The organism is Streptomyces sp. NPDC046866 (assembly GCF_040704625.1).
Taxonomy (GTDB): Bacteria; Actinomycetota; Actinomycetes; order Streptomycetales; family Streptomycetaceae; genus Streptomyces.
The window spans coordinates 206,688-225,219 of record NZ_JBEYXN010000006.1 but is presented as its reverse complement, the minus strand read 5'-3'; the positions used below and the strand labels follow the sequence as shown (position 1 = coordinate 225,219).

Below are 18,532 nucleotides of genomic sequence, written 5' to 3'. Positions count from 1 at the left end.
TGTAGGTCAGGCGGAAGGATCCCCCTTGCATTCGCACGACCAACCCGACCCAACCCGGCCCTGTCCGGCCGGGCCTGATGCAGGGGGAACAACCACGTGATAAGCAAAGCAGCGCTGGGGAGCGCTGCCACTCTGATCACCGGAGCGCTGGCGGCGGGTCTGCTGCTGGCACCGCCGGCCGCGGCGGCGTCCGCGTCGACGTCCGGCACCAGCTCGGTTCCGGAGGCGCTCGGCGTGCAGCTCGCCGCCGCCCGCGCCGCCCGGACCGGCATCGAGTGGAAGGACTGTCCTGCCGACTGGGGCTTCGCCGCCCCGATCCAGTGCGGCTGGGTCAAGGTCCCGCTCGACTACGCCAAGCCGTTCGGCAAGACGATCGACATCGCCGTCGACCGCGCCGTCAGCACCGGCACCAAGGAGGAGCGCCAGGGCGCGCTCCTGTACAACCCCGGCGGCCCCGGCGGTTCGGGCATGCGCTTCCCGCGCCGGTCCACCACCAAGTCCCCGCTGTGGGTGAACACCGCGAAGGCGTACGACTTCGTGGGCTTCGACCCCCGCGGCGTCGGCCACTCGGCGCCGATCTCCTGCATCGACCCGCAGGCGTTCGTCAAGGCCCCGAAGGCGGACCCGGTCCCGGACACCGAGGCCGACAAGAGCGCCCAGCGCAAGCTCGCCGCGGAGTACGCGGACGGCTGCAAGGAGCGCAGCGGCGAGATGCTCCCGTACATGACCACGCCGAACATCGCGCGTGACCTGGACGTCATCCGCGCCGCCCTCGGCGAGAAGAAGCTGAACTACCTCGGCGTCTCCTACGGCACCTACCTCGGCGGGGTCTACGCGACCCTGTTCCCGACCCACGTGCGCCGCATGATCGTCGACAGCGTGGTCAACCCGGAGCAGGACAACATCTGGTACCAGGCGAACCTCGAGCAGGACGTCGCCTTCCAGATGCGCTGGAACGACTGGCAGGACTGGGTCGCCAAGAACGACGCGACCTTCCACCTCGGCGACACCCGCGCCAAGGTCGAGGCGAAGTGGCAGCAGCTGCGCGCCCAGGCCAAGGCCAAGCCGCTCGGCGGCGTCGCCGGCCCGGCCGAGCTGATCAACTTCTTCCAGGGCGCCCCGTACTACGACTCCTCGTGGGTCCCGGTCGCGCAGGCGTTCAGCGCCTGGGCCGCCGGTGACGAGAAGCCGCTGGTCGACGCGATCGCCCCGGACATGTCCGACATCAAGGGCAACATCGCCTCGGAGAACAGCAACGCGGTCTACACCGCGGTCGAGTGCGCCGACGCCAAGTGGCCCACCAGCTGGACGAAGTGGGACCGGGACAACTCGGCGCTGCACGAGAAGTACCCGTTCCTGACCTGGTCGAACGCCTGGATGAACCTGCCTTGCGCGACCTGGAAGTCCAAGCAGAGCAAGCCGATCGCCGTCGGTGCCAAGTACGGCCTGCCGCCGGTGCTGATCGTCCAGTCCGAGCGTGACGCGGCCACCCCCTACAAGGGTGGTGTCGAGCTGCACCGCCGCCTCGCCGGCTCGCGCCTGATCACCGAGCAGAACGCCGGTTCGCACGGCGTCACCAGCCTGGTGAACCCCTGCATCAACACCCGCGTGGACGACTACCTGCTCCACGGCAAGGTCGACGCCAAGGACGTGGTGTGCGGTCCGCACGCCGCCCCGGTCGCCCCGGCCCCGGCCGCTGCGAAGGCGCTCGCCGACGCCCCGGCGTCGGCCCTGCCCGCGCAGGAGGAGCTGCCGGCCGTCCGCTGACCCCGCACCACGGGCAGCGGGCCGCAGGCCCCCGCACGGGAGAAGGCTCAGCGCGTCCTGCGCCGGGCCTTCTTCCGTGCTTCCTCCTCCTCGGCCTTGACCTCGGCCGCGTACCGGTCGACGTACTCCTGGCCGGACAGCGCGAGAATGGCGTACATGATCTCGTCGGTGACCGCGCGCAGCACGGCCCGCTCCTCCTCCATGCCGGCGTAGCGCGAGAAGTCCAGCGGCCGGCCGAAGCGGATGGTGACCGGCCGGATGTGCGGGATCTTCTGCCCGGGCGGCTGGACCTCGAAGGTCCCGACCATGGCGCACGGGACGACGGGCACTCCGGCGCCCAGCGCCATCGCGGCCACCCCGACCTTGCCCTTGTACAGCCGCCCGTCGTGCGAGCGGGTGCCCTCGGGGTAGATGCCGAGCAGCTCGCCCCGCGCCAGTACGGCCAGCCCCTCGCGGATCGCCGCCCGGCCCGCCTCCCGGCCCGAGCGGTCGACGGGGATCTGCCCGGCGCTGCGGAAGAAGAACGCCGTCAGCCGGCCCTTGAGACCGGGCCCGGTGAAGTACTCCGCCTTGGCGAGGAAGGTGATCCGCCGCTTCAGGATCGCGGGCATCAGGAAGTGGTCGGAGAAGGAGAGGTGGTTGCCCGCGACGATCGCGGCGCCCTCGGCCGGGACGTTCTCCAGCCCCTCGATGCGCGGCCGGAACAGCAGCCGCAGCAGCGGCCCGAGGAACACGTGCTTGAGCAAGTGGTAGAACACCAGGCCGCTCCCGTCGCCCGTCCCGTCGTCACCGCCATCGTACGGACAGCGGGCGCCGGGCCCGAGGGTCCGGACGCGGGGAAAACACGGGGAGACCCGGGGAAAACGCGGGGCGCCCGGAGCGCGGGAGCGCGCTCAGCTGCTGCGGGACGCCGCCATGCCGGCGGTGAGGAGGCCCAGGACCACCCAGCCGAACCACAGCCAGCCGTTGCTGCCGAGGGCCACGGAGTAGGTGGCGACGGCCACCAGGGCGGCGAAGGTCATCACCGCCATCGCCTTAACGGATCCGGTCATGCCCCATGGTGGCGCGCCGGAGCGGATCGCGCTACTGGCCACGCACGCGGAGCGAGGCGAGATACGCGTTGTAGGCCTCCAGCTCCTGGTCGCCGTCGCGCTCGGCGGCCCGGTCGGCACGCTTCGCCGCCCGCTGCTCGGAGTGGTACCACTGGTACATCAGGGCGATCAGCACCAGGACCGAGGGGATCTCGCTGAAGGCCCAGGCGATGCCGCCGCCCCACTGCTGGTCGAGCAGCGGATCGATGCCGAGCGAGGCCGGCGGGTTCTTGTACGTCCCGATCATCGGCTCGCTGGCCATCATCAGCGCGATGCCGAAGAAGGCGTGGAAGGGCATGCCGGCGAAGAGCTCCAGCATCCGCATCACATAGCCGGGGCGGTGCGGGCCGGGGTCGACGCCCATGATCGGCCAGAAGAAGACCAGGCCGACGGCCAGGAAGTGCACCATCATGCCGGTGTGCCCGGCCTTGCTCTCCATGAGGAAGTCGAAGAGCGGGGTGAAGTACAGGGCGTACAGGCTGGCGATGAACATGGGGATGGTGAACGCCGGGTGGGTGACCACCTTCATGTAGCGGCTGTGCAGCAGCATCAGCAGCAGCTCGCGCGGTCCCTTGCGGCCGCGCCCGGCGGGCGGCAGTGCGCGCAGCGCCAGCGTGACCGGGGCGCCCAGCAGCAGCAGGATCGGCGACAGCATGCTGATGACCATGTGCTGGACCATGTGCACGCTGAACATCACCATGCCGTAGTCGTTCAGCTTGGTGCACATCACCAGGGCCACGCTCAGCACGCCGGTGGCGAAGGCGACGGTCCGGCCGACGGGCCAGGCGTCCCCGCGCCGGCGCAGCCGCGCCACGCCCCACAGGTACAGCCCCAGGCCCAGGAGCGAGCCGATCAGGAAGAAGGCGTCGAAGGAGAACTCCAGACCGCGCCCGAGGGTGAACGGCGGCAGGTCCATGTCCATGTCCATGTGCATGTCCATGCCGTGCCCGCTGTGATCCATCTGTTCTCCCTTGACCGTGGTGCCCCACCACAGTAGTGCCGCCCCCGGTCGCAGCTGCGACCGGGGGCGGCGACAGAAAGGGGAAAAGGGCTACAGAACGGTCTCCGCCTCGGCGTAGCGGGCATCCGGGACCGTCTTGAGCGTCGAGGTGGCCTCCGCCAGCGGCACCATCTCGATTTCGGTGCCGCGCAGCGCGGTCAGCATTCCGAACTCGCCGCGGTGCGCCGCCTCCACCGCGTGCCAGCCGAAGCGGGTGGCCAGGACGCGGTCGTACGCGGTCGGGGTGCCGCCGCGCTGGACGTGCCCCAGGATGACCGGGCGGGCCTCCTTGCCCAGGCGCCGCTCCAGCTCGACGGCGAGGATGTTGCCGATGCCGGCGAAGCGCTCGTGGCCGTACTGGTCCGTGCCGCCCTGCTGGTACTCCATCGAGCCGGGGCGCGGCTTGGCGCCCTCCGCGACGACGACGATCGCGAACCGCTTGCCGGCGGAGAAGCGCTCGCCGACGATCGCCGTCAGCTCCTCGATGTCGAAGGGGCGCTCCGGCACGACGATGGCGTGTGCGCCGGCGGCCATGCCCGAGTGCAGGGCGATCCAGCCGGTGTGGCGGCCCATGACCTCGACGACCATCACGCGCTGGTGGGACTCGGCGGTGGTCTTCAGCCGGTCCAGGGCCTCGGTGGCGACCCCGACCGCGGTGTCGAAGCCGAAGGTGACGTCGGTCGAGGCGATGTCGTTGTCGATGGTCTTCGGCACGCCGACGATCGGCAGGCCGGCCTGGGCGAGCAGGTTGGCGGCCTTCAGGGTGCCCTCGCCGCCGATCGGGATGATGGCGTCCAGGCCGAGGTCCGCGACGTGCCCGCGGGCCCGCTCCACGCCGTCGCGCAGGTGCGCGGGCTGGACCCGGGAGGAGCCGAGGATGGTGCCGCCGCGGGCGAGGATGCCGGCCACCGCGTCGAGGTCGAGCTTGCGGTAGTCCGCCTCCAGCAGGCCGCGCCAGCCGTCGTGGAAGCCGATGACCTCGTCGCCGTGGTCGACGACGGCGCGGTGCACGACGGAGCGGATGACGGCGTTGAGACCGGGGCAGTCGCCACCGGAGGTGAGCACACCAATGCGCATGGCACAGAGAACCTTTGCAACGTGGGCCGACGACCGGACCACGTCGTCCGGTTGGAACTACCCGTCACCCTACAAGCGGATCGGCACCGGACTGAACCATCCTCCACGGACCGGTCGGGATCCTTGTGCGAACGCACGGCGGGCGAGCGCCGCGGGCACGCCGGAACGCACGACGGCCCGGACCCCGCAAGCGGAATCCGGGCCGGACGGCAGGTGGCGCGGGGGTTACGCGGGCTGCGTCGCCGCCGCGATGCGCTCGGCGCGCAGCGCCTCGTACCAGCGGTCGTCGACCGGCGGCAGCGCGTTCACGTCGAGGGCCAGCTTCAGCAGCAGGTCCGCGATCTGCGGGTTGCGGGCCATGACGGGGCCGTGCATGTAGGTGCCGAACACCGTGTCGTTGTACGCGCCCTCGGTGCCGTCGCCGGTGCCGTTGCCGCGGCCGATGCGGGTGCGGGCGAACGGCTTGGCGCTCGGGCCGAGGTGCGTGACGCCCTGGTGGTTCTCGAAGCCCGTCAGCTGCGGCAGGCCCAGCTGCGGGTCGATGTCGGCGAGGACGTCGCCGACGCACCGCTCGCCCTCGCCGCGCACGGTGACCACGTCCAGCAGGCCCAGGCCCGGCTGCCGCTCGCCCATGTCGTTGACGAACTCGTTGCCGAGGATCTGGTAGCCGGCGCAGACGGAGAAGACGATCGCCCCGTTCGAGACGGCCCGCTCCAGGCCGCCGTCGCGCAGCAGGCGCTCGGCGGCCAGCCGCTGCGGCCGGTCCTCGCCGCCGCCGATGAGGTAGATGTCACCGGAGGTGGGGATGGGCTGGTCGCTGCGCACGTCCACGCGCTGCACGTCCAGGCCGCGCTGGCGGGCCCGGCGCTCGACGACGAGGGCGTTGCCCTGGTCTCCGTACGTGCTGAGCAGGTCCGGGTAGACCCACACCAGACGCAGGCTGTTGTCGCTCATGCTCTTGTCCTCTATGGGTACTAGTTGCCGACGCGGCGGCGGACGTCCTGGAAGGCGGTGTAGTTGGCGATCAGCTCGATCTGGCCGGGCGGCGCCAGCTGCACGGCCTCGTCGAGGGTCTCGCAGACGCGGAAGTCCAGGCCCGCGACCTCCAGGCGGACCGCGAGGTCCAGCTTGCGGTCGCCGATCACGAAGATCGGGTGGCCGGCGAGGCGCGGGTAGTCCACGTCCCACAGCCAGGAGGTGTCGGTGCCGTCGGCGCCGCGCGCGTTCACCGAGAGGATCACCGGGGCCGGGGGCTGGTCGATCAGCGAAAACGTTTCGAGCCAGCCGGCCGGGTTCTTCGCGAGCAGCAGGCGCAGCTCGCGGCCCTGGAAGTTCACCACGTCGTAGCGGCCGGCGACCGCCTGCACCTGGTACATCCGCTCCAGCGCGACCTGCGGCGGGACGCCGAAGACGGCGGCGACGGCGGCCGAGGTGGCGGCGTTGGCCTTGTTGGCTCGGCCGGGCAGCTGGAGGCTGATCGGCCAGGCGGAGCCGTGGGGGTCCAGCACGTGGTCGCCGGAGAGCACCCAGCTCGGGGTCGGGCGGCGGAAGCCGCACTCGCCGCAGAACCAGTCGTCGCCGGGGCGCTGCATCACACCGCCGCAGGAGGGGCACGACCAGGCGTCGTCCTTCCACTCCTGGCCGGCGGCGACCCACACCACGTTCTGCGAGGACGAGGCCGACCACACGATCAGCGGGTCGTCGCAGTTGGCGACGATCACGGCCTTGGAGCCCTGCAGCCCCTCGCGCCACTTCTCGGCGAGCATGCGGGTCTCGGCCGCGCGGTCCAGCTGGTCGCGGCTGAGGTTCAGCAGGGCGATCACCTTGGGGGTGACGTCCCTGGCCACGCCCGCGAGGTACTTCTCGTCCACCTCGATGACGCCGTACTTGGCGTCCGAGCCGCCCGCGAGGGCGGAGGTGATGCCGGCCGGCATGTTCGCGCCGAGCGCGTTGGAGACCACGGGGCCGCTGGCCCGCAGGGCCTCGGCGATCAGTCGCGTGGTCGTGGTCTTGCCGTTCGTCGCGGAGACGAGGACGACGTCGAGATGCTGCGCCAGCGCTCCGAGGAGATCGGGGTCGAGTTTGAGTGCGACCTTGCCGCCGATCACCGATCCGCTTCCGCGTCCCGCGGCCCGCGACACCGCCGCCGCGGCCCTGCCCGCCGTCACGGCCAGCTTGGCCCGCGGCGAAAGCGGCTCCGTGTTGCCTGCCATCGTCCCTTGTCCTCCTTGCGTCGGTCGGCCCCAGCCTATCCAGTACCGGCCGGGGCCTTGACCGCGGCGCCCCAGGTCGCCGCGGATCTCCTCATATATTCGCCCGTCGTACGCTTACGGCCATGCGACAGCGCGTCATTCCCGGCACCACCGGCATCGTCCGCACCATGAGCCTCCTGGGCGACCCGGTGCTCCACTCGGCCTGCGCGGAGGTCACCGCGTTCGGCCCGGACCTCGACCGGCTGATCGAGGACATGTTCGCGACGATGTACGCGGCCGAGGGCGTCGGCCTCGCCGCCAACCAGATCGGTGTGGGGCAGCGGGTGTTCGTCTACGACTGCCCCGACGACGATGACGTCCGCCACGTCGGGCACATCGTCAACCCGCGCCTGGTCGAGGCCGACGGCGACGAGTACGTGGGTCCCGAGGGCTGCCTGTCGCTGCCCGGCCTGGAGGCCGGCACGGCCCGCTTCGACCGCGCCGTCGTCGAGGGCGTCACCTCGGACGGCGCGCCGCTGCGGATCACGGGCACCGGGTTCTTCGCCCGCTGCCTCCAGCACGAGTGCGACCACCTCGACGGCACCGTCTACGCGGAGCGCGTCACGGGGCTGCGGGCCCGCCGGCTGTACCGCGCGATCCGCCGGACGCCCTGGGGCGCGCGCGGCGCGCACGCCCTCCAGAGCTGAGCCGGGCCTGCGGCCGGCGGCCTAGAAGCCCGGGCCGTCCGCGCGGTCGCCCGCGGTGGCCAGGCGCCCCCACAGCAGATCGGTCAGTCCGGCCACCAACTCCGCGCGCCCGCAGGGCCGGTCGGCCAGCCACCAGTCGCCCGCGGCGTGCATCATCCCGACGATGCCGTGGCCCCAGATCCGGGCGAGCTGCTCGCCGCCGGGACCGAGGTCCACGCGCTCGCCGATCACCTCGGCGAGCTCCTCGCCGAGCCGGCGCAGCAGCGGTGCCGAGTGCCTGCCGACGTCGAAGCCCCGTTCGGCGGCGTGCGAGTCCTCGGTCGGGTGCATCAGGAACCGGTACACCTGCGGGCGGGCCTCGATCGCCGCGAGGTAGGTGTCCAGGGTGTGCTCCACCCGGCTGCGGCGCTCCGCCGGGGCGTCGAGCGCGGCCCGCAGCGAGTCGAGCAGGCCGTCGGTGTGCCGGACGGCCAGGGCCTGGTACAGGCCCGCCTTGTCGCCGAAGTGCCGGTAGAGGATCGGCTTGGTGATGCCGGCCTCCGCCGCGATGGCGTTCATGGAGGCCTTGGGGCCGTCCCTGAGCACGACCCGGTCGGCCGCTTCGAGCAGCTCCCGCCGGCGGCGCTCGGCCGTTCCCGGTTCGCCGGCCTGCTGCGTGGTCTCCATGACGTGATCTCTCCCCGCCCTTGCGATGGTGCGTGACGCCCACGCAACGTAACACCCCGCACACCTCGGCGAACGAACCGGCCGCGCGGCAGGGCCCCGCCCGTCGAGCTTGACAGTGGCTACTCGCCGGTAACAGACTGTGGCCACCGATGAGGTTACCGCCAGTAACGTACCTGGTGGACGCACAGTGGGAGGGGACGTTGGCGGAGTTCACGATGGAGCTGAGCGACGAGCAGAAGCAGGTCCGGGACTGGATCCACGGCTTCGCCGCCGATGTCATCCGGCCCGCGGCCGCCGAGTGGGACGAGCGCGAGGAGACCCCCTGGCCGGTCATCCAGGAGGCCGCCAAGGTCGGCATCTACTCGCTGGACTTCTACGCCCAGCAGTTCTTCGACCCGACCGGCCTCGGCATCCCGATGGCCATGGAGGAGCTGTTCTGGGGCGACGCGGGCATTGCCCTGTCGATCGTCGGCACCGGCCTCGCCGCCATCGGCGTCCTCGCCAACGGCACCGAGGAGCAGATCGGCACCTGGATCCCGCAGATGTACGGCACGCCCGACGACGTGAAGGTCGCGGCCTTCTGCTCCTCCGAGCCGGACGCCGGATCCGACGTGGGCGCCATGCGCACGCGGGCGGTCTACGACGAGGCCAAGGACGAGTGGGTGCTGAACGGCACCAAGACCTGGGCCACCAACGGCGGCATCGCCAACGTCCACATCGTCGTCGCCGTCGTCGATCCCGGGCTCGGCACCAAGGGGCACGCCTCCTTCATCGTGCCGCCGAACACCCCGGGCCTGTCCCAGGGCCAGAAGTTCAAGAAGCACGGCATCCGCGCCTCCCACACCGCCGAGGTGGTCCTCGAGGACGTGCGCGTCCCCGGCTCCTGCCTGCTCGGCGGCAAGGACAAGCTGGACGAGCGCCTGGCGCGGGCCCGTGAGAAGGCGAAGGCCGGCGGTGGCGAGCGCGTGAAGAACGCCGCCATGGCCACCTTCGAGGCCTCCCGCCCGGCCGTCGGTGCGATGGCCGTCGGCACCGCCCGCGCCGCCTACGAGGTCGCCCTCGACTACGCCCGCACCCGCACCCAGTTCGGCCGGCCGATCATCGACAACCAGGGCGTCGCCTTCCAGCTCGCGGACATGCGCACCCAGATCGACGCCGCCCGGCTGCTGGTGTGGCGCGCCTCCTGGATGGCGGTCGCCGGGAAGCCGTTCACCTCGGCCGAAGGCTCGATGTCGAAGCTGTTCGCCAGCGAGGTGGCCAAGAAGGTCACCGCCCAGGCCGTGCAGATCCTCGGCGGCAACGGCTTCACCCGGGAGTACCCGGTGGAGCGCATGCACCGCGACGCGGCGATCTACACGATCTTCGAAGGGACCAGCGAGATCCAGCGGCTGGTCATCGCCCGCACCCTCTCCGGCATGCCGATCCGCTAGCACCGGCCGGCCGGCGCGCCTGCGACACCCCCGGACGCCCGGCGTCCGGGGGCTTCGGCATGCCGGCGCCACCGGTGCCCGGGCCGAAGCGCCGGTGCAGCGGCGTCGGACCTTGCGGGCGCGATCCGCGGCTCAGGCCTTCTTGACCACGCTCGACTTGAGCTGCATGGCTCCGAAACCCTCGATGCGGCAGTCGATGTCGTGGCCGTCGACGCCGTCGATCAAGCGGATGTTACGGACCTTGGTGCCCGCCTTGATGCCCGAGGGGCTGCCCTTGACCTTCAGTGCTTTGACGACGGTCACGCTGTCGCCGTCGCACAGCACGTTGCCGACGGCGTCCTTGACCACCCGCTCCGCGGTCGCACCGGCGTCGCCTTCGGCACCCTCGGCGGGTACCCATTCGTGGCCGCACTCCGGGCAGACCATCAGGGCGTTCATTTCGTAGGTGTACTCGCTGGAGCACTTCGGGCACGGCGGCAGGTTGTCGCTCATTCACGCAGTTTCTGGACGTCGGGACGCGAGGGCACTGGAGTGCGACCGGTCGGTCGACCCACGGGCATCCACGCAGCGAAGGGGCCATGATATGCGAATTGCAAAAGTCTGCAATTTCATAGATGCTGCGTGTGCTGTGTCCGTAGGTAGCCGCGGGCACAGCACCAGGCGTTTGCCCCGTTCGGGGTGAGAAGGGTGCGAGACCGTGCCGGTTCCGCTGTATCAGGCCAAGGCCGAGTTCTTCCGGATGCACGGGCACCCGGTGCGCATAAGGGTCCTGGAACTGCTGCAGGACGGGCCGATGCCGGTGCGGGACTTGCTGGCCGCGATCGAGGTCGAGCCTTCCGCCCTGTCCCAGCAGCTGGCGGTCCTGCGCCGGTCGGGGATCGTCACCTCGACCCGTAACGGCGGGACGGTTGTCTACGAGCTGGCGGGCGGGGACGTGGCGCAGCTGATGCCGGCGGCGCGGCGGATCCTGACCGAGGTCCTGACGGGGCAGAGCGTGCTGCTGGAGGAACTGCGCGAGTCCGAGGTCGCGGCCTCGTGAGCGTGAACACCGCCCTTGCGGCCGTGCTCGGCCGTATCCGCTCCGTCCTGCCCGCCCGGGCCGACTACGCGGTCATGGCCCGCAGCCCCCGACGGGACCTCCTGGCCGGCCTCACGGTGGCGATCGTTGCCCTTCCCCTCGCCCTCGGGTTCGGGGTCTCCTCCGGTCTGGGCGCGGAGGCGGGGCTGGCCACCGCCGTGGTCGCCGGCGCTCTCGCCGCCTTGTTCGGTGGCTCGAACCTCCAGGTGTCCGGCCCGACCGGTGCGATGACCGTGGTCCTGGTGCCGATCGTCGCCCGGTACGGGCCCGGCGGCGTCCTCACCGTCGGCCTGATGGCCGGCATCCTCCTGATCGCCCTCGCCCTGCTGCGGGCCGGGCAGTACATGCGGTACGTGCCGGCCCCGGTGGTGGAGGGCTTCACCCTGGGGATCGCGTGCGTGATCGGCCTCCAACAGATACCCAACGCCCTCGGCGTCGAGAAGCCGGAGGGGGAGAAGGTCCTGCTCGTGGCGTGGCGGGCGCTCGTGGAGTTCGTGGCCTTCCCGAACTGGACGGCCATCGGCCTCTCCGTCGGCGTCGCGGCGGTGATGCTTGCCGGTGCCCGGTGGAAGCCTGCGGTCCCGTTCTCGATCGTCGCCGTGCTCGCCGCGACCGCGGTCACGCAGCTCTTCCGCCTGGACGCTGCGGCCCCGATCGGCGACCTGCCTTCCGGGCTCGCCGCGCCCTCCCTCGCCTTCCTCGACGCCTCCGCGTGGGGCTCCTTGCTGGCCCCGGCGGTCGCGGTCGCGGCGCTCGCCGCGCTGGAGTCCTTGCTGTCGGCGACCGTGGCGGACGGGATGACGGTGGGGCAGCAGCACGACCCGGACAAGGAACTGTTCGGGCAGGGCGTCGCCAACCTCGCGGCCCCGCTGTTCGGCGGCGTGCCGGCCACCGCCGCCATCGCCCGCACGGCGGTCAACGTCCGCACCGGTGCCTCCTCCCGGCTGGCCGCGCTCACCCACGCCGCCGTGCTCGCGGTGATCGTCTTCGCCGCCGCCCCCCTTGTCTCGAAGATCCCCCTCGCCGCGCTGGCCGGCGTGCTGCTGGCGACGGCGATCCGCATGGTCGAGGTCGGCTCGCTGCGCGCGATGGCGAAGGCGACCCGCTCCGACGCCGCCGTCCTCGTCCTGACCGCCGCCGCCACCCTGCTCCTCGACCTCGTGCACGCCGTGATCATCGGCCTCGTCGTCGCCGGCGCCCTCGCCTTGAAGGCGGTGGCGAGCCAGGCCCGGATGGAACAGGTCGACTTCCGCCCCGACCTGCCCGGCGAGCACAGCGACGAGGAACACGCCCTGCTCGCCGAGCACATCGTCGCCTACCGCATCGACGGCCCCCTCTTCTTCGCCGGCGCACACCGCTTCCTCCTCGAACTCTCCGAGGTCGCCGACGTGAAGGTGGTCATCCTCCGGATGGCGCGGGTGACCACCCTCGACGCCACCGGTGCCCTCGTCCTCAAAGACGCCGTGGAGAAACTGAACCGGCGCGGCATCGCCGTCATGACCTCCGGCATCCGGCCCGGCCAGCGCCGGGCCCTGGACGCCGTCGGCGCACTGGAGCTGCTGCGCCTGGAGGGCCGCGAGTACGCCACCACCCCGGAGGCGATCGCCGGCGCCCGCAAACACCTGGAGCAGGCGGGACTGCTGCCCCGTCCGCATCACCGACCGCACCGCATCCGGAAGGCCGCACGATGACCGTCCCAGCCGACCTCCGCATGATCGAGGTCTCCGGCGCCGAGGCCCTGTGGCTCCTGGAAGGCTGCGCTCAGGGCCGCCTCGTCTCCGTCCAGCGGGAGGTGGCCGTGGTACGGCCGGCCGCGAACGACACCCTGCTGCGCCTGCATCCGCAGTCCGTGTCCGGGTTCCGTCTCGCCCGTACGGCCTCGGGGGCCGGCCGGTGAGTGTCCAGGTCGAGGCGATGCCCTACCGGCACGTGCTGGACGTGCCGGCCATGGGCTCCGCCGTGCGCATCGCCCGGGAGACCACCGAGCTGGTCCTCGTGGAATGCGGGGTGGGCCTTCGCCATCCGAGCGTGGGACCGGCCCTGCTGATCGTGGCCGAGCTGGTCACCAACGCCGTCCGGCACGCCGCGGCGGCCTCACCGATGATCACCGTGACCTACGCCCACGGACCCGGCGCCTTTGCGTTCGCCGTCCACGACCGCCACCCCTACCGGCCCGCTCTGTTCGGTGCGCTCGGCACCGCGCCGGGCAGCGGCCTGGCCATGGTGGGGGAGATCACGATGGAGCTCGGCGGCACCGCTGTCGTGCGGGCGGATGCGGACGGGCGGGGCAAGGCCATCTGGATCACCCTTCCCTTGTGAAGTCGAGGAGCTGACGATGACGATTGAATGGCGCTACACCACCTTTCAGGACCTGGGCGTGTTGTCCTTGGCCGGGTATCTCGGCGCGGAGGCCACCGACCGGTTCACCGGAGCGGTCGGCTGGGCGCTCGCCCGGGGCACCGGCCCGGTCATCCTCGATCTGACCGGCCTGCTGGGCTGGTCGTCCGGCGGACAGATCGCGGTCGCCCAGGCCGCCCGCCGTCTTGGCGAGAGCGGACGACGGCTCGAGCTTGCCGCCATCCCCGCCGACGGCTCGCTCGTCCCCGATGCGACCTGCCCGCACGTGCCCGTCCACTGCGATCTCGCCGCCGCTCTGGCCGCCCACGGAGCTCGCGGGACGGTCAAGCAGTGGACCACCGCCGACTGGCCCACCGGGCAGTCGCCCGAGGCGCACGCCCTCATCTGAGACCAGCACCACCGTCCGGAGGCCTGGTCCTGAAGACCGGTTTCCTCAAGAAGACCTGACCGGCGAAGGCCCCGCGCCGGGGAGTCGAAGGTCACGAAGGCACCCCGCCAGGACCCGCGAGTTGCAGGGATCTGCAATTGTGGAGGTCGCAAGGTGTGAAGAGGGCCGAACGTGTGCCCTACGCAGGAACGGTTCCAGGTGGATGAGATGGGCAGTCAGGGGAGAGGTACACAGGTGACCACGCCGCTGTACCAGCTGAAGGCAGAGTTCTTCAAAACGTTGGGGCACCCGGTGCGCATCCGCGTCCTGGAGCTCCTGTCCGAACGCGAGCACGCGGTCGCCGAGATGCTGCCCGAGGTCGGGGTGGAGGCCGCGAGCCTCTCCCAGCAGCTCGCCGTCCTGCGCAAGGCCAACCTGGTGGTCACCCGCCGCGAGGGCTCGAACGTCCACTACAGCCTGACCCATCCCCAGATCGCCGAGCTCCTGCGGGTCGCCCGCGGCATCCTCTCCGGAGTCCTGGAAGGCCAGGCCGAACTCCTGGCCGACCTCAAGGCCGGCCGCCACACCTGAACTGCGCCCCACGGTGCCGGCCCTATGGGGCCCGCACCCCCCATGCGGCGGCCGTCTTCCGTCCGTGCGGGTTCAACGCGCTTCTGACACCGGAGGACGGCCGCTCTCTCGCACGCGAACGCGCACCCCGGGCGCGCCCGGGGTGCCACGCCGGTTTCGCTCTCACTTCGGGGCGTGCTGCCCCAGGTAGAAGAGCAACCAGATGAACCCGGCGAACACGTGCGTGCCGAAGATGTAGAAGAAGGTCCGCATCGCGACGCCCTTCTCCTTCCACTTCTCGTGCTCCGCAGCCGTGTCGTTCTCGGGCAGGTCGTCCGTCATGATGCGTCTTCCTTCCTGGTTCCCGGCTCCTCGACCGGGCGGCGGCACGGACGGACGAGAACCTGCATGCCGAGCTCGCCCGCGTGCTCGATGGCCGCCGCGACCTCGCCGGCCTCGACCGTGCGGACCTCCGGCTCGGGGCCGGCGCCAAGGCAAGTGATCTCGTACAACCGGGCGGCCTCTCCGCTGCTGCTGGTCACGGCGTGCCTTCCGGAAGGATGAAGCGGACGACAACCGTCTTGCCGCACCCACCGGAGAAGGGCTCGACACGGACGTCACCGCCGAACGTCCGTGCCAGGTCGGCCACCGTGCGCAGCCCCTGCCCGGCGGCCCGGCCGGCGTCGGCCAGCGTGAGCGGGCGCGGGTCCAGGTCCCCGACGGAGGCCACAAGCAGGTGCTCGGTCACGTGGAGGGTGACCTCTGCGTCCGGGGAGTGCTGAGCGTGCCGGACGGCGTTGGTCACGAGCTCGCTGACCACCAAGAGCACGGCTCCGAAGAGCGCCGAGGAGCTCTCCAGCCCGAAGAGGACCAGAGAGCGTTCGCTGCGCTCGCGCGCGGCCCGCACGGAACCCGGCACCAGCGGCACCGTCCACACGTGCTTGCGCACCTCGACAGCCGTCTGCCCGCTGGGCCGCCTGACCATCACCGAGGCCCCGGACCCGCCAGGGGCACCCCGAGGTTCATCGGGTGTCCCCCGCCCCGGTGGCCACGCCGTGATCGTGGGCCACGCGCAGCGCGTCCTCCACCTCCTCCGCGGCCTGCGCCTCATCGAAGGCATCGTCCGCCTCCTGCGCAGCCCGGAGGCGAGCCCGCGCCACACGGACCCGTTCCAGCGCCGCTTCCTCGAACCCGGCCACAGCACAACCCCCGTCCGACGTATCCAGAACTAGTAAATTGCATAATTCTGCAAGTCTAGCTGGTGCGGGTCCGCTCGGAAGTTTCCGCGGCCACGGCTGACCAGTGGCCACGGGATTCTCCTCGCTCTCGCACTGACCCGCGGGGCGCGGTGATCCACGGAACCCCGGCCTCCGTGGATCACCGCCCGAACCCCGTTCTCCGTCCGGGGCGTCGGACGTGATCCTGGCCACTCGCGCGAGCGCCGCGCCGCCCGCTGCGGTGTCCGCCGCCGGATGCGCAGCGTGACCTCCGAGGGCGCCGGGCCCCGCGGCCCGTTGGGGTGACCGGGGACGGGGCCCCGCCCGCGGCGGAGCCCGCTTTACGCGCTCGGTGAACGGTCCGCATACCGGGCATGAGCAGATGGTGAGCGGGCATACACACCCTGAACTGGACCGCGAATATGGGTTCCGTACGGGGGCGGCGATCAGTAATACTCGCCGCCACCGTGGATCGCGGAATCGACCGGGTGACCGCCGGCCTTCCCGCCCCACACAGCGAGGAGGTGCGCCATGTGCTCCCACCAGCCCCCCTGCCCGTCCGCCGACAGCGCCGACCACGACGCCGCCCGCACCGTGGCCTTCCATCCCGAACAGGGCTGGAGCCTGCTGTGCAACGGCCTGGTGGTCTTCGACGACACCGGTGAGCTGCTCCCCGACGGCCGCGTGGTGGAACCCCGCCGCCCGGCCCTGGTCTGAGCGAGGAGGCCGCATGCGCCAACAGCTGATCCGCAAGCCCGTCCCCAAGCCCGCTCCCCGAGACCTGGACCTGCGTACGCCGTCGGGCAGAACCCTCCCGTACTGACGGGAGCCCGGTACCGCAGCGGTTCAGGACGTCCGCGGCCCGCCGGCTGCCGGTCAGCCGGTGGGCGCAGCCGCGCCGCCCAGGAAGGCGCTCTCGAAGGCCGCGTCGCCGATCGCCGCGCGCGCCTGACGCTCGCCCTGCTCCCGGAGGGCCGTCAGCGAGGGTGAGCCCAGCTGCGGCCGGCCCACCGTGCGCCACCACGCGTGCCCCGTGCCCAGCAGCCGGGCCGCCAACTCCCCGTCGCCCAGCGCCGCCACCGCCGCGGCCAGCAGGTCCAGGCCGAGCGCGATGCCGACGCGGTCGCCGAGCAGCCGCTTGCCCGACAGCATGGCCCGTACGTGCCGGGCCGCCTCCTCCGCGTGGCCGAGCCCGAACGCGGCCACGGCCAGGACGTAGTCCGCGTAGGACCGCAGCCACCGCTCGTCGAGGTCCGCGCACGTCTCGCGCAGCCACCGCGCCTCCTCGGCGGCCTGCTCGAACCGCTGCAGGTCGCACAGGGCGTAGGCGGTCGCCAGCCGGCACAGGAGCCGCCCGGGGCCGTCGGCCGGCCCGGCGTGGCGCGAGAGCGCCTGCGGCCCTGCCAGCTCCAGGGCCCGCGCCGGATCCCCGGGCATCAGGACGGACAACGCCCGCAGGTGGACCGCCCGGACCTCCGCCTCGGGGTCGGCCAGCCCCGCCGCGGCAGCGGCGCACCGCTCGCCGACCTCCTGCGCCGCGTCCATCTCCCCCTGCAGGACCATGGTCAGCCCGAGCGCCCACAGCCCCTGCGCGTACACCGCGCCCGTCCGCGGGGCCCGGCGCATGGCCCGCTCCAGGAAGCCCCGGCCCTCGTGGGGGTGCCCGCACGAGAACCAGAAGAACCACAGGGCCCCGGCCATCTCCAGCGCCGCCGCCGGATCGGTGCCGAGGAGGTGCTCCAGAGCGGTGCGCAGCTGCGGATGCTCCGCGGCCATCCTGCGGTACCAGTCGACCTGGCGCGGGCCCATCCAGCCCCGGTCCGCGGCCCGGGAGAGCGCCGCGTACCAGTGGGCGTGCCGGTCGGCGACGGTGCCGACCTCGCCGAGCTCGGCCAGCCAGTCGTGGCCGTACTCGCGGATCGTGTCCAGCATCCGGTAGCGGGCGCCCGCGCCGCGCTCCTGCGTCCGGCGCACCACCGACTTGGCCACCAGGCCGCCGAGCACCCGCTCCACCCGGGCCGCCGACAGGGGGCCGCCCGAGCACACCGCGCGGGCCGCGGCCATGTCGAAGTCGCCGGTGAACACCGACAGCCGGGCCCACAGCAGCCGCTCCACCGGCTCGCACAGCTCGTGGCTCCAGCCGATGGCGGTGCGCATCGTACGGTGGCGGGGCAGCAGCGAGGCACGGCCGTCGGTGAGCACGTCGAAGCGGGCGCCGAGGCGCTCCGCCACCTGCTCCAGGCTCCAGCGCCGCAGCCGGGCGCCGGCCAGCTCCAGGGCGAGCGGGATCCCGTCGAGGCGCCGGCACACCTGCGCGGCCAGGGCGGCCCCTTCGGGGTCGTCGAAGGCGGGCGCGGCGTGCGGGGCCACCGCCAGGGCACGGGCGCGCAGCAGGGCGAGGGCGTCGCTGTCGGGGCCCTCGCAGGGCAGCGGGCAGAGCTCGACCACGCTCTCGCAGGGGCTGTCCAGCGGCTCCCGGGAGGTGATCAGGACCGTCAGGCCGGGCGCGGACTGCAGGAGTTCGCCGACCAGGTGGCGGCAGTCGGACACCATGTGCTCGCAGGTGTCGAGGACGAGCAGGAGCTCCTTGTCCGCCATCCACGCGCACAGCTCCTCGTCGAGCGGGCCCGCGGAGTGGTCGGCGAGCCCGACGGCGTGCGCCACCGTCATGGTCAGCAGCGCGGGGTCGCGCAAGGGGGAGAGGTCCACCCACCACACCCCGTCGGGGCGGGCCTGTTCGGGGTCGGAGACGGTGCGCAGGGCGAGGCGGGACTTGCCGACGCCGCCCATGCCCGTGAGGGTGATCAGCCGGTGGGTCCGCAACAGGCAGTGCAGTTCGGCCAGTTCGCTCTCCCGGCCGACGAAGCCGGGGGACTCGCGCGGCAGGTTGCCCGGTGCCGCCGCGCCGGCCGCGGGCTCGGACTCGGAGTCGGCCTCGGGCTCGCCGTCCGCGGAATCCGCCTGTCTGTTGTTGAACGAGTACTCTCCGAACACGGATGTATTGTGCGTGAT

General features: G+C 72.1%; 23 protein-coding genes. 11 read left to right on the top strand and 12 right to left on the bottom strand.

The window, feature by feature from the left end; translation table 11 throughout:
- Window positions 1–96: 96 nt before the first annotated feature.
- Window positions 97–1,767: an alpha/beta hydrolase gene (locus AB0953_RS12565; protein ID WP_366859408.1), complete on the top strand. Its 1,671-nt coding sequence runs from the start codon at window positions 97–99 to the stop codon at window positions 1,765–1,767.
- Between the two features lie 47 nt (window positions 1,768–1,814).
- Here AB0953_RS12565 and AB0953_RS12560 read toward each other — a convergent pair whose 3' ends face one another.
- The 6 genes from AB0953_RS12560 to AB0953_RS12535 all read right to left on the bottom strand — a co-directional run bounded on the left by AB0953_RS12560 (window position 1,815) and on the right by AB0953_RS12535 (window position 7,148).
- Window positions 1,815–2,525, bottom strand: a complete 711-nt coding sequence (locus AB0953_RS12560) for a lysophospholipid acyltransferase family protein (RefSeq protein WP_366859407.1) — start codon at window positions 2,523–2,525, stop codon at window positions 1,815–1,817.
- A 135-nt stretch (window positions 2,526–2,660) separates the two neighbouring features.
- Window positions 2,661–2,819 (bottom strand): hypothetical protein, encoded by a 159-nt coding sequence (locus tag AB0953_RS12555; RefSeq protein ID WP_362172795.1) that lies wholly within the window; start codon window positions 2,817–2,819, stop codon window positions 2,661–2,663.
- A 31-nt stretch (window positions 2,820–2,850) separates the two neighbouring features.
- The gene (locus tag AB0953_RS12550) at window positions 2,851–3,819 is read right to left on the bottom strand and encodes a cytochrome c oxidase assembly protein (RefSeq protein WP_366859406.1); all 969 of its coding nucleotides are present in this window, start codon (window positions 3,817–3,819) and stop codon (window positions 2,851–2,853) included.
- Window positions 3,820–3,909: 90 nt separating this feature from the next.
- Window positions 3,910–4,935 carry a 6-phosphofructokinase gene (locus tag AB0953_RS12545; RefSeq protein ID WP_366859405.1) on the bottom strand — a complete coding sequence of 342 codons (1,026 nt, stop codon included), beginning with the start codon at window positions 4,933–4,935 and terminating at the stop codon, window positions 3,910–3,912.
- Window positions 4,936–5,160: 225 nt separating this feature from the next.
- Window positions 5,161–5,889 (bottom strand): glutamine amidotransferase, encoded by a 729-nt coding sequence (locus tag AB0953_RS12540; RefSeq protein WP_361907180.1) that lies wholly within the window; start codon window positions 5,887–5,889, stop codon window positions 5,161–5,163.
- 20 nt (window positions 5,890–5,909) lie between these two features.
- The gene (locus AB0953_RS12535; protein WP_362172805.1) at window positions 5,910–7,148 is read right to left on the bottom strand and encodes a MurT ligase domain-containing protein; all 1,239 of its coding nucleotides are present in this window, start codon (window positions 7,146–7,148) and stop codon (window positions 5,910–5,912) included.
- Between the two features lie 122 nt (window positions 7,149–7,270).
- On the opposite strand from AB0953_RS12535, the gene def reads away from it, so the two are divergent.
- Window positions 7,271–7,834: a peptide deformylase gene (gene def / locus AB0953_RS12530; protein ID WP_366859404.1), complete on the top strand. Its 564-nt coding sequence runs from the start codon at window positions 7,271–7,273 to the stop codon at window positions 7,832–7,834.
- A gap of 21 nt (window positions 7,835–7,855) precedes the next feature.
- On the opposite strand, the gene AB0953_RS12525 is transcribed toward def, so the two are convergent.
- Window positions 7,856–8,500: a TetR family transcriptional regulator gene (locus AB0953_RS12525; RefSeq protein ID WP_366859403.1), complete on the bottom strand. Its 645-nt coding sequence runs from the start codon at window positions 8,498–8,500 to the stop codon at window positions 7,856–7,858.
- Between the two features lie 200 nt (window positions 8,501–8,700).
- Between AB0953_RS12525 and AB0953_RS12520 the strand changes: the two genes are divergently transcribed.
- On the top strand, window positions 8,701–9,930 hold the full coding sequence (locus AB0953_RS12520) for an acyl-CoA dehydrogenase family protein (RefSeq protein WP_366859500.1): 1,230 nt from the start codon (window positions 8,701–8,703) through the stop codon (window positions 9,928–9,930).
- Window positions 9,931–10,062: 132 nt separating this feature from the next.
- Here the strand turns inward: AB0953_RS12520 and AB0953_RS12515 are convergent, their stop codons facing one another.
- A complete protein-coding gene (locus AB0953_RS12515; RefSeq protein ID WP_366859402.1) occupies window positions 10,063–10,422 on the bottom strand; it encodes a zinc ribbon domain-containing protein YjdM in 360 nt (119 codons plus the stop codon).
- A 205-nt stretch (window positions 10,423–10,627) separates the two neighbouring features.
- Here AB0953_RS12515 and AB0953_RS12510 point away from each other — a divergent pair, with 205 nt between their 5' ends.
- The 6 genes from AB0953_RS12510 (at window position 10,628) to AB0953_RS12485 (ending at window position 14,324) form a co-directional block, all read left to right on the top strand.
- Window positions 10,628–10,969, top strand: a complete 342-nt coding sequence (locus AB0953_RS12510) for a metalloregulator ArsR/SmtB family transcription factor (RefSeq protein WP_366859401.1) — start codon at window positions 10,628–10,630, stop codon at window positions 10,967–10,969.
- A gap of 74 nt (window positions 10,970–11,043) precedes the next feature.
- Window positions 11,044–12,699, top strand: a complete 1,656-nt coding sequence (locus AB0953_RS12505) for a SulP family inorganic anion transporter (RefSeq protein ID WP_366859499.1) — start codon at window positions 11,044–11,046, stop codon at window positions 12,697–12,699.
- Window positions 12,696–12,905, top strand: a complete 210-nt coding sequence (locus AB0953_RS12500) for a hypothetical protein (RefSeq protein WP_366859400.1) — start codon at window positions 12,696–12,698, stop codon at window positions 12,903–12,905. The genes AB0953_RS12505 and AB0953_RS12500 overlap by 4 nt, the downstream gene beginning before the upstream one ends.
- 17 nt (window positions 12,906–12,922) lie before the next feature.
- Complete coding sequence (locus AB0953_RS12495; protein ID WP_366859498.1) at window positions 12,923–13,327, top strand: ATP-binding protein; 405 nt, start codon at window positions 12,923–12,925, stop codon at window positions 13,325–13,327.
- Between the two features lie 16 nt (window positions 13,328–13,343).
- Window positions 13,344–13,754: an STAS domain-containing protein gene (locus AB0953_RS12490; protein WP_366859399.1), complete on the top strand. Its 411-nt coding sequence runs from the start codon at window positions 13,344–13,346 to the stop codon at window positions 13,752–13,754.
- A 234-nt stretch (window positions 13,755–13,988) separates the two neighbouring features.
- Complete coding sequence (locus AB0953_RS12485) at window positions 13,989–14,324, top strand: metalloregulator ArsR/SmtB family transcription factor (RefSeq protein ID WP_042809813.1); 336 nt, start codon at window positions 13,989–13,991, stop codon at window positions 14,322–14,324.
- 162 nt (window positions 14,325–14,486) lie between these two features.
- Here the strand turns inward: AB0953_RS12485 and AB0953_RS12480 are convergent, their stop codons facing one another.
- Genes AB0953_RS12480 through AB0953_RS12470 form a run of 3 tightly spaced genes read right to left on the bottom strand, consistent with a single transcriptional unit; the run spans window position 14,487 to window position 15,252 of the window.
- A complete protein-coding gene (locus AB0953_RS12480; RefSeq protein ID WP_366859398.1) occupies window positions 14,487–14,645 on the bottom strand; it encodes a DUF6126 family protein in 159 nt (52 codons plus the stop codon).
- Complete coding sequence (locus AB0953_RS12475; protein WP_366859397.1) at window positions 14,642–14,845, bottom strand: hypothetical protein; 204 nt, start codon at window positions 14,843–14,845, stop codon at window positions 14,642–14,644. The genes AB0953_RS12480 and AB0953_RS12475 overlap by 4 nt, the downstream gene beginning before the upstream one ends.
- Entirely contained in the window at window positions 14,842–15,252 is a 411-nt protein-coding gene (locus AB0953_RS12470) for an ATP-binding protein (protein ID WP_366859396.1), read from the bottom strand. The genes AB0953_RS12475 and AB0953_RS12470 overlap by 4 nt, the downstream gene beginning before the upstream one ends.
- Window positions 15,253–15,358: 106 nt before the next feature.
- Here AB0953_RS12470 and AB0953_RS12465 point away from each other — a divergent pair, with 106 nt between their 5' ends.
- Both AB0953_RS12465 and AB0953_RS12460 read left to right on the top strand, forming a co-directional pair.
- Window positions 15,359–15,535 (top strand): hypothetical protein, encoded by a 177-nt coding sequence (locus AB0953_RS12465; RefSeq protein WP_366859395.1) that lies wholly within the window; start codon window positions 15,359–15,361, stop codon window positions 15,533–15,535.
- 516 nt (window positions 15,536–16,051) lie between these two features.
- Window positions 16,052–16,237, top strand: coding sequence for a DUF5999 family protein (locus AB0953_RS12460; protein WP_366859394.1), 186 nt, complete (start codon window positions 16,052–16,054; stop codon window positions 16,235–16,237).
- A gap of 159 nt (window positions 16,238–16,396) precedes the next feature.
- On the opposite strand, the gene AB0953_RS12455 is transcribed toward AB0953_RS12460, so the two are convergent.
- Window positions 16,397–18,514, bottom strand: a complete 2,118-nt coding sequence (locus AB0953_RS12455) for an NB-ARC domain-containing protein (RefSeq protein WP_366859393.1) — start codon at window positions 18,512–18,514, stop codon at window positions 16,397–16,399.
- Between the last annotated feature and the right edge of the window lie 18 nt (window positions 18,515–18,532).

What these genes read in the sequence shown, in the direction of transcription:
- AB0953_RS12555 (WP_362172795.1), bottom strand. Translation starts at nt 2,819, where the DNA reads ATGACCGGATCCGTTAAGGCGATGGCGGTGATGACCTTCGCCGCCCTG.
- AB0953_RS12550 (WP_366859406.1), bottom strand. Translation starts at nt 3,819, where the DNA reads ATGGATCACAGCGGGCACGGCATGGACATGCACATGGACATGGACATG.
- AB0953_RS12545 (WP_366859405.1), bottom strand. Translation starts at nt 4,935, where the DNA reads ATGCGCATTGGTGTGCTCACCTCCGGTGGCGACTGCCCCGGTCTCAAC.
- AB0953_RS12540 (WP_361907180.1), bottom strand. Translation starts at nt 5,889, where the DNA reads ATGAGCGACAACAGCCTGCGTCTGGTGTGGGTCTACCCGGACCTGCTC.
- AB0953_RS12535 (WP_362172805.1), bottom strand. Translation starts at nt 7,148, where the DNA reads ATGGCAGGCAACACGGAGCCGCTTTCGCCGCGGGCCAAGCTGGCCGTG.
- def (WP_366859404.1), top strand. Translation starts at nt 7,271, where the DNA reads ATGCGACAGCGCGTCATTCCCGGCACCACCGGCATCGTCCGCACCATG.
- AB0953_RS12525 (WP_366859403.1), bottom strand. Translation starts at nt 8,500, where the DNA reads ATGGAGACCACGCAGCAGGCCGGCGAACCGGGAACGGCCGAGCGCCGC.
- AB0953_RS12515 (WP_366859402.1), bottom strand. Translation starts at nt 10,422, where the DNA reads ATGAGCGACAACCTGCCGCCGTGCCCGAAGTGCTCCAGCGAGTACACC.
- AB0953_RS12505 (WP_366859499.1), top strand. Translation starts at nt 11,044, where the DNA reads ATGGCCCGCAGCCCCCGACGGGACCTCCTGGCCGGCCTCACGGTGGCG.
- AB0953_RS12500 (WP_366859400.1), top strand. Translation starts at nt 12,696, where the DNA reads ATGACCGTCCCAGCCGACCTCCGCATGATCGAGGTCTCCGGCGCCGAG.
- AB0953_RS12495 (WP_366859498.1), top strand. Translation starts at nt 12,923, where the DNA reads ATGCCCTACCGGCACGTGCTGGACGTGCCGGCCATGGGCTCCGCCGTG.
- AB0953_RS12490 (WP_366859399.1), top strand. Translation starts at nt 13,344, where the DNA reads ATGACGATTGAATGGCGCTACACCACCTTTCAGGACCTGGGCGTGTTG.
- AB0953_RS12480 (WP_366859398.1), bottom strand. Translation starts at nt 14,645, where the DNA reads ATGACGGACGACCTGCCCGAGAACGACACGGCTGCGGAGCACGAGAAG.
- AB0953_RS12460 (WP_366859394.1), top strand. Translation starts at nt 16,052, where the DNA reads ATGTGCTCCCACCAGCCCCCCTGCCCGTCCGCCGACAGCGCCGACCAC.